We start from the raw sequence: 8,123 nt of genomic DNA, 5'->3' as shown, positions 1-8,123 counted from the left end.
GATGTATTTTATAATTCCAGTAAGAATTTTATTGAATTGAAACAACATATAGTGTATATTTGATATTATTAAACTATATATTGTGCTTAAAGGTATATCTACACAGGTAGATATTAAAAGGGAAACAGGTGAAAAACCTGTACGGTCCCGCCGCTGTAAAAGGGAGAAGCTTTATAAAACCACTGGTAATTCCGGGAAGGGATAAAGCTTCGGAGAACTTGAGTCAGAATACCTGCCTTTAAGACCGGATATCGGCTCTACGCGAGATAGGGGGATATTGAAATGAAGTAAATATTTTTCAACTTTGTCCTCCCGATGTTCCTATCAGGAGGTTTGTTATTTTTTAGTATAGGAGTTTGGATATGATTACGGAAGTGATTAAAAGAGATGGGAGAAAAGAAAACTTTGACCCCGATAAAATAACTCATGCCATATTTAAAGCAGCTGTTGCCTGCGGAGGCAATGATTTTGATATCGCAACCGGGCTTTCTAAAAAAGTTGTGAAAATACTAGAGTCCAGATATATTGATGAAACTCCATTTATAGAGGATATACAGGATATCGTTGAAATTGTTCTGATTAAAAGCGGATATGCCCGTACTGCAAAAGCTTATATTCTTTATCGTCAGAAAAGAAAAAGTGCGCGCGAAATTGATGCCCTGATAGGAGCTACTATCGGTATGTTCTCTAATTATCTTGATGACAAGGACTGGCAGGTAAACGAAAACGCAAATACCCAGAAAAGCATAAATGCCATGAATAACTATGTCAGGGAAATATTTACAAAAAAATACTGGCTTTATGAAATTTATCCCGAAGAAGTGAGAAAAGCGCATGAAGACGGAGATTGCCATATCCACGATCTTGGATTTTTCGGTCCTTATTGTGCGGGATGGGATTTGAAACAATTATTGATTGACGGTTTTGGCGGAGTAAAAGGTAAAATTGAAAGTGCTCCTGCAAAACACCTGAGGTCATTTCTTGGACAGATAGTTAATTCTACATTTACGACCCAGGGAGAGACAGCCGGAGCGCAGGCGTGGTCAAGCATTGACACTTACTGTGCTCCTTTTATACGATATGACGGGCTTGATTTCAAACAGGTCAAGCAGTGCCTTCAGGAATTCATATTTAATATAAATGTACCTACAAGGGTAGGGTTTCAGTGTCCCTTTTCCAATCTTACTTTCGATATACAGGTTCCACGCACATTAAAAGACGAATCGGTAATATGCGGGGGCAAACCGGTAAATGATAGATACGGAGATTTTCAGAAGGAGATGGACATATTCAATCTGGCTTTTTGCGAAGTAATGCTGGAGGGTGATGCAAAAGGAAGAGTCTTTACATTTCCGATACCGACCATAAATATAAATAAGGATTTTGACTGGAATAATGAAGTTGTCGATGCTTTTATCAAAATTACATGTAAATACGGCATACCATATTTTGCCAATTTCATTAATTCCGATCTTTCTCCTGAAGATGCTGTTTCCATGTGTTGTCGGCTGAGACTTGATGCCGGCAAACTAAGGAAAAGAGGAGGAGGTCTTTTCGGGAGCAACCCGCTTACAGGTTCTATCGGAGTTTTTACAATAAACTTACCGAGGATAGGATATCTCTCCAAGAATCCGGAAGACTTTTTATCAAGACTGAGGCGCATTGCTGAAATTGGAAAAACTTCTCTTGAAATAAAAAGAAAGATTGTAGAAAACCAGACAGACAAAGGCCTTTATCCTTATTCTTCAAATTACTTAAGAAATGTCAAAGAAAGGTTTGGCAAATACTGGTATAACCATTTCAATACGATTGGAATCATAGGTATGAATGAAGCTCTTTTAAATTTAATGGGAAAAGACATAGCATCCCGAGAGGGAAGAGAGTTTGCGATTGAAGTGATGAATTATTTAAGAGAGTTATTGATTGAATTTCAAAACGAAACAGGTAATTTCTATAATCTTGAAGCTACACCGGCCGAAGGCGCTGCTTACAGGCTGGCTATTTTGGATAGAAACAAATATAAAGATATAATATCTGCCGGAGAAGATATACCATATTATACTAATTCAACCCAGCTGCCTGTTAATTACACAGATGATATATTTGAAGTTCTGGATTTACAGGACAAGCTCCAGTCTCTTTATACCGGTGGAACTGTTCAGCATTTATATCTGGGTGAAGCTATAGAAGACATAGACACATGCAAACAGCTTATCAAAAAAATTTTTGAGAATTACAACATGCCCTATATTTCGATTACTCCCACTTTCAGTATCTGCAATACTCATGGGTATATCTCAGGAGAATATTTCAAATGCCCGGTATGTAACGGGTCTACTGAAGTATGGTCGAGGGTAACAGGATATCTAAGACCGGTGCAGAATTACAATTCAGGCAAGAAGGAAGAATACAGACAGCGTAAAAAATTTAAAGTCCCGGAGATGGTATGATAAGAATAGGCGGGTTTGTAAAAACGTCTTTTGTCGATTATCCGGGTAAAATTGCATCAGTTGTTTTTACAAGAGGGTGTAATTTTAATTGCAGTTATTGCCATAATAGTTTTTTAATTAATGATAAACAGGGAAAGGATTTTTTAGCAAGCGACGAAATCTTTAATTATCTTTCAAAAAGAAGGAATATTATAAATGCTGTAGTAATAAGCGGAGGGGAGCCAACATTACAAAAAGATTTGTACTGTTTTTTGAAAAAAATAAAAACATTAGGTTTGGATATAAAGCTTGACACAAACGGTACAAATCCTTTCATATTACAAAAGCTCATGGAAGAAAAACTCGTAGATTTTATAGCTATGGACATAAAAGCTCCGTTAAATAAATATTCCCAGGTGTGCGGAAAAAGAAATCCGGATTTGTTTTCAATAAGAAGAAGTGTCGAATTGATTAAAGGTTATGAAATTCATCATGAATTCAGGACGACCTTATGTCGGGAACTTGAAATCCGGGATATAAATACAATAATAAAGGAATTTAGTCTAACGTCGAATTATGTGATACAGAAATGCAGATATGATGAAATATTACAGCCGGAAGATAATTTAAATAATTCTGATGTTCTTGGCTTTTATGAAAATAATTCCGGTTTCTGCTCTTTGAGAGGTTTTGGATTTGTTTGATATAATATTAGATTCTTTTTATTTACAGATTTGATTTATTTACAAGAAGGCTGCAATGACATTGCAACAACTAAAATATGCTTTGGAGATAGCAAGATGCGGTTCCATAAATATAGCTGCAAAGAAACTATTTATTACTCAGCCAAGTTTGTCAAATGCGATAAAAGAACTTGAATCGGAAATAAATATAAATATTTTTGAGCGCACGAACAGAGGTGTGACCGTCACGGTTGATGGAGCCCAATTTCTTGGTTATGCGAAGCAGGTAATTGAACAGACAGAATTGCTGGAAAAAAGGTATATTGATGCAAAGCCTTCTACACAGCATTTTTCTGTTTCTACCCAGCATTATGCATTTGCCGTCAATGCTTTTGTTGATTTGATAAAAGAATACAGCATGAATGAATATGAATTTCACCTAAAAGAAACACAGACTTACTGCATTATAGAAGATGTGAAGAATCTAAGAAGCGAAATAGGTATTCTTTTCAAGAATGATTTTAATTCAAAAATTCTGGAAAAGTTGTTTAAGGAAAGTAATTTAAAGTTTTCGGAATTATTTATTGCAAGACCTCATGTTTTTATAAGCAAAAAAAATCCTCTTGCCAGAAAAAAGATTGTTTCTCTTGAAGATATTGAAGATTATCCCTGTCTGTCTTTTGAACAAGGCGAATACAACTCTTTTTATTTTTCTGAGGAAATTCTCAGTACGCTTTCCCATAGGAAAAGCATAAAAGTCACTGACAGGGCCACTCTTTTCAACTTACTGATAGGGCTTAACGGATATACAATATCTACAGGTATAATAAGTTCTGCTCTGAATGGAACTAACATAATTGCAATACCTCTTGACACACGGGAAAGTATAACTGTGGGCTGGATATCGCACAAAAATATTGCCCTCAGCAGTCTTGCATTAAAATATATTGATGCACTAAAAAAATTTTTAAGAAAGTTAAAAACAATTCAAATCTGCTACTGATATTTATTTCATCTATAACCGGTAATAGTATTTTAGAGTTACCTTGTTAATCTTATCCATTGCTATAATCAATTTTAATATTAATTAACAATTTTAATATTAATTAATAAAGAGATGATTCCATGAAAAATTCAGTGACAGGGTATCCGGGAATCGGAAAAAATCGTGAGCTTAAGTACGGAGTGGAAAACTATTTAAAAGGAGATATTTTTCTTAAAACATTAAAAGAAGTTTCAAAATGTTTAAGAACAGGACAATGGTCGTTAATGTCAAAAAATATTAGATTTATTATTGGAGATAAGATATGCATTTGAAGAAAAAACCGTTAATTTTTGATGGTGCCATGGGCACATATTATGTTTCTGCGGGCAAAAGCAAATCTTTAAAATGTGAGCTTGCAAATATTTATGATAGCGAAACCATACTTGGCATACACAGAGAATATGTAAAAGCGGGCGCTCAGGCAATCAGAACAAATACTTTTGCAGCCAATGAATATTATCTTGAATGTGATTGGAAAACAACAAAGGAAGTGATTGAAAAAGGCTACAGGCTTGCGCATGAAGCAGCTAAAGATACTGACATAATTGTTTTTGCTGATATTGGTCCTATTTCTGTTCCGGATTTGTCTGATTTATTTGAAGAATATAAAAGAGAAATTGATTTATTTATTGAATTAGGCGCCTCATCTTTTATATTTGAAACTTTTAGCAATGACACAGCTGTTTTAAAATTATCAAAATATATCAAAGAAATAAATCCGAATTCTTTTATTCTGGCATCCTATGCAATTTCTCCCGAGGGGTTCACCAGAGACGGGGCATCAGGCTCAGCACTTATAAAAAGAGCATCAGAATCTCCGGATATAGATGCATGTGGATTTAACTGTTATTCAGGTCCTTATCATTTAATGAAATATATAAAAAATTTGGATATAAGCAATAAAAGCATATCCATAATGCCAAATTCCGGGTATCCGGAAATTTTAAGCAGGAGAACTTTTTTTAATGGTAATAAAGAGTATTTTTCAGACATCATGATGGAAATTATAAAATCAGGGGTTTCCATAATAGGGGGTTGCTGCGGAACCACCCCGGAATTCATTAAAGAAATAGTTGGAAAGCTGCAAGATATTAATGAAAACCTATCAGCTGCAGAAACCGGAAGAAAGGCAGAGTCTAAAAGAAAAAAAATAAGCAGTAATCTTATTTTAAAAAAAATAAATGATGGCAAAAAGGTTATTGCAGTAGAACTTGACCCTCCTTCTGACACAAACATAGATTCGTTTTTTGAAAATGCAAAAATACTAAAAAAACATAATGTGGATGCCATTACTATAGCAGACTGTCCTATTGCGCGGGCAAGAGTGGACAGCAGTCTGCTTGCATGCAAGCTGAAAAGAGAGTATGGGATTAATTCTATTCCTCATATGACGTGCAGGGATCGAAATATAAATGCGACAAAAGCCCTGCTTCTTGGCTTAAGCATAGAAGGGGTTAATAATGTCCTTCTGGTAACAGGGGATCCCATTCCCTCAAATCAGCGCGAAGAGATCAAAGGAATGACCGGCTTTAATTCTGCAAGGCTGGCCGAATATGTCACCAATCTGAATGAAACAGTATTTTCGCCTCCGTTCAATATCTGCGGTGCGCTAAATATAAATTCAAATAATTTTGCCGGTCAGATTTCACATGCCAGAAAAAAAATAGAAAGCGGTATCAGTATGTTTTTAACTCAGCCGGTTTTGACAGAGCAAGCTGTAAAAAATATAGAAATTGCCCGGAATGAACTTAAATCGAAAATTCTTGGCGGGATAATGCCCGTGGTAAGCTACAAGAATGCCTGCTTCATGAATAATGAAATTCCCGGAATTAAGGTTTCGGAAGAAATAATAGAAATATACAGGCATGCAGACAAGGGAGAAGCATTCAGGCTGGCGGTAGACATATCAGTAAAATATGCGGAAAGGATTTATCCTCATGTTGATGGATTTTATATCATTACCCCGTTTAACAGGGCAGATATTATAGTTGAAATTATAAAGAAACTGGATGATTTAATAGCATCTTCTTAACAGAAAGAGGTGCTGTATTAATATTTATTCAGCAAACGGCTTTTCAATATTTAATTCGGAAGATTTTGAATTAAAATTATTTTTAATTCTTTGAAGCTCATCTTCTATATTATCATATATTTCACTTGCCTCAATCTGATATTTCTCTGTTAGTTCTATATCATTTCTTAAAATACTTTCATAAAAAAGGATTTCTTTTTCAAGATATTTCCGGAAAAGACCATTATATTTATTCATGATATCCGGAACGGACACTTCTTTTATTTCTTCAAGCCAGTCACGATGAATGCTTATTATTGATTTGGCATATTGGGTTTTTTTATCAAAATCTTCCTGCTCGCTGTCAAAGTTGTCAAATAACGGAAGAAGCATATTATAATATTTGCTATAAATACCGGTAAATTCAGAAATAAAGTTATTGTATGCGTCAAGATCTTTATAAAAAACTTCCAAATCGTCTGAAACCCCGTTATCGGTTTCCATACTGTTTTCTGATGATTCTTTACCCTCTTTTCCTTCCAAGGCTTTTATTTTTTTATATTCTTCATAAGTATATTTAGGCACACTGACGCATCCTGTTAATAAAATAAGAGAAATCAGCAATAATGTTCCCAATATTTTTAATAAAAAGTAACCTTTTTTGTTTACGGGTTTAAATTCCGGAATTTTATTTTTTTTCATATATTATTTCCTGATTATACACTACTGTTTTATTTTGCGCCTGCGTGAAACAGGATTGCCAAGTTTATAAAAATATGCAGAAGCTACAGCAGTTATTGGTATTGTGAGAATAAGACCTATGCTTCCTGAAAGAGCCTGTATTATCTCAGTTGCTATCATATCCTTATTTATAATATCTATGAAAGGGATTTTATAGGCTATAAATAAAAGTATGAGCGGCAGAGAGCTTCCGACATATACCAGAATCAATGTATTGGACATAGTTCCTATTATGTCTCTTCCTATATTCAGTCCGGAAGAAATCAGGTCTTTTTTACTTATATGTGGGTCTGTTTTAACAATTTCAAACATGGCAGACGAGATAGACATGCCGATATCCATAACGGCACCAAGTGAAGCAAGTATTATCCCTGCGAACAAAAGTCCTTTAAAATCAAAATCTATTCCCTGTGGTATATACATCAGCATTACAGCTTCTTCGCTTGAAAACCCTGTAAGACTGGCAAGGCTTCCAAAAATCAAAGCAATAATTCCTGCAATGAGGATACCCGAAGAAGTCCCTATAATAGCCGCAAATGTCTTTTTATTTATTCCGCTAATGATAAAAAGGGTTATAAAGATTATTGCTATCCCTGTTATAACAGATATGGCAACAGGACTTGCTCCTTTTAAAATCAAAGGAATTATAATGAAAAAAACAGCCGATATGGTTAATGCCAGAGCTATTGCAGACCTGACTCCTTTTAAGCGTCCCACGAGTATCAATATGGCAATAAATAATATGATTATTATGACGAGATAGTTATCCCTCACAAGTTCTGTTACATATGCTTTCGATATAATCCCTTCATTGTCAAACTCCGGGGAGAAAAAAATGCCCTGACCTTTTTTTACAGTAATATTATATGCGCTGCTTGTGTCAGAGGAATTCTCGACTTCAATGATTTCGCCGCTGAAAGGCCCGCTTGTAATAAGTACTTTTAAAACCTGAGTTCTTGTAGAAAATCCGCTTCCGGGTTCTTCTACTTTATCCGATATGATTTCCAGAACTTTCCCTTTATACTGGGCGTCTTTTTCCGATGCTTTGATTCTTTCTTCTGCAATTTTTTCCCATTCTTCAAAAGTCCTTTTATTTTCTTTGCCGCACCCGGGCAGCATCAAAAAAGACAAAGCCAGACAAATTACAAGTATTAAAATAATTAATGTTTTAAAATTTGATTCTTTATACATTTTTCCCTCGAAAAAGATGCTAT

The 8,123-nt window shown here is 34.9% G+C and carries 7 protein-coding genes and 1 riboswitch; of the genes, 5 read left to right on the top strand and 2 right to left on the bottom strand.

Annotation, left to right across the window (positions count from 1 at the left end):
• Positions 1-73: 73 nt before the first annotated feature.
• Positions 74-255: riboswitch (cobalamin riboswitch) on the top strand.
• A gap of 107 nt (positions 256-362) precedes the next feature.
• The 5 genes from GXZ93_06855 (at position 363) to GXZ93_06835 (ending at position 6,189) form a co-directional block, all read left to right on the top strand.
• Positions 363-2,450 carry a ribonucleoside triphosphate reductase gene (locus tag GXZ93_06855; GenBank protein ID HHT79491.1) on the top strand — a complete coding sequence of 696 codons (2,088 nt, stop codon included), beginning with the start codon at positions 363-365 and terminating at the stop codon, positions 2,448-2,450.
• The gene (locus tag GXZ93_06850) at positions 2,447-3,133 is read left to right on the top strand and encodes an anaerobic ribonucleoside-triphosphate reductase activating protein (GenBank protein ID HHT79490.1); all 687 of its coding nucleotides are present in this window, start codon (positions 2,447-2,449) and stop codon (positions 3,131-3,133) included. Before GXZ93_06855 ends, GXZ93_06850 begins: the two co-directional genes overlap by 4 nt.
• A 55-nt stretch (positions 3,134-3,188) precedes the next feature.
• Positions 3,189-4,115 (top strand): LysR family transcriptional regulator, encoded by a 927-nt coding sequence (locus tag GXZ93_06845; GenBank protein ID HHT79489.1) that lies wholly within the window; start codon positions 3,189-3,191, stop codon positions 4,113-4,115.
• A 122-nt stretch (positions 4,116-4,237) separates the two neighbouring features.
• The gene (locus GXZ93_06840) at positions 4,238-4,429 is read left to right on the top strand and encodes a hypothetical protein (GenBank protein ID HHT79488.1); all 192 of its coding nucleotides are present in this window, start codon (positions 4,238-4,240) and stop codon (positions 4,427-4,429) included.
• The gene (locus GXZ93_06835) at positions 4,420-6,189 is read left to right on the top strand and encodes a bifunctional homocysteine S-methyltransferase/methylenetetrahydrofolate reductase (GenBank protein HHT79487.1); all 1,770 of its coding nucleotides are present in this window, start codon (positions 4,420-4,422) and stop codon (positions 6,187-6,189) included. The genes GXZ93_06840 and GXZ93_06835 overlap by 10 nt, the downstream gene beginning before the upstream one ends.
• 24 nt (positions 6,190-6,213) lie before the next feature.
• On the opposite strand, the gene GXZ93_06830 is transcribed toward GXZ93_06835, so the two are convergent.
• Together GXZ93_06830 and GXZ93_06825 are read right to left on the bottom strand one after the other, a co-directional pair.
• The gene (locus GXZ93_06830; GenBank protein ID HHT79486.1) at positions 6,214-6,870 is read right to left on the bottom strand and encodes a hypothetical protein; all 657 of its coding nucleotides are present in this window, start codon (positions 6,868-6,870) and stop codon (positions 6,214-6,216) included.
• Between the two features lie 21 nt (positions 6,871-6,891).
• The gene (locus GXZ93_06825; protein HHT79485.1) at positions 6,892-8,100 is read right to left on the bottom strand and encodes a YibE/F family protein; all 1,209 of its coding nucleotides are present in this window, start codon (positions 8,098-8,100) and stop codon (positions 6,892-6,894) included.
• Between the last annotated feature and the right edge of the window lie 23 nt (positions 8,101-8,123).

Source organism: Actinomycetota bacterium (assembly GCA_012837825.1).
Classification (GTDB): Bacteria; Actinomycetota; Humimicrobiia; order Humimicrobiales; family Humimicrobiaceae; genus Humimicrobium.
The sequence above is the reverse complement of the archived record's forward strand: the minus strand, read 5'-3'. Positions and strand labels throughout refer to the sequence as shown.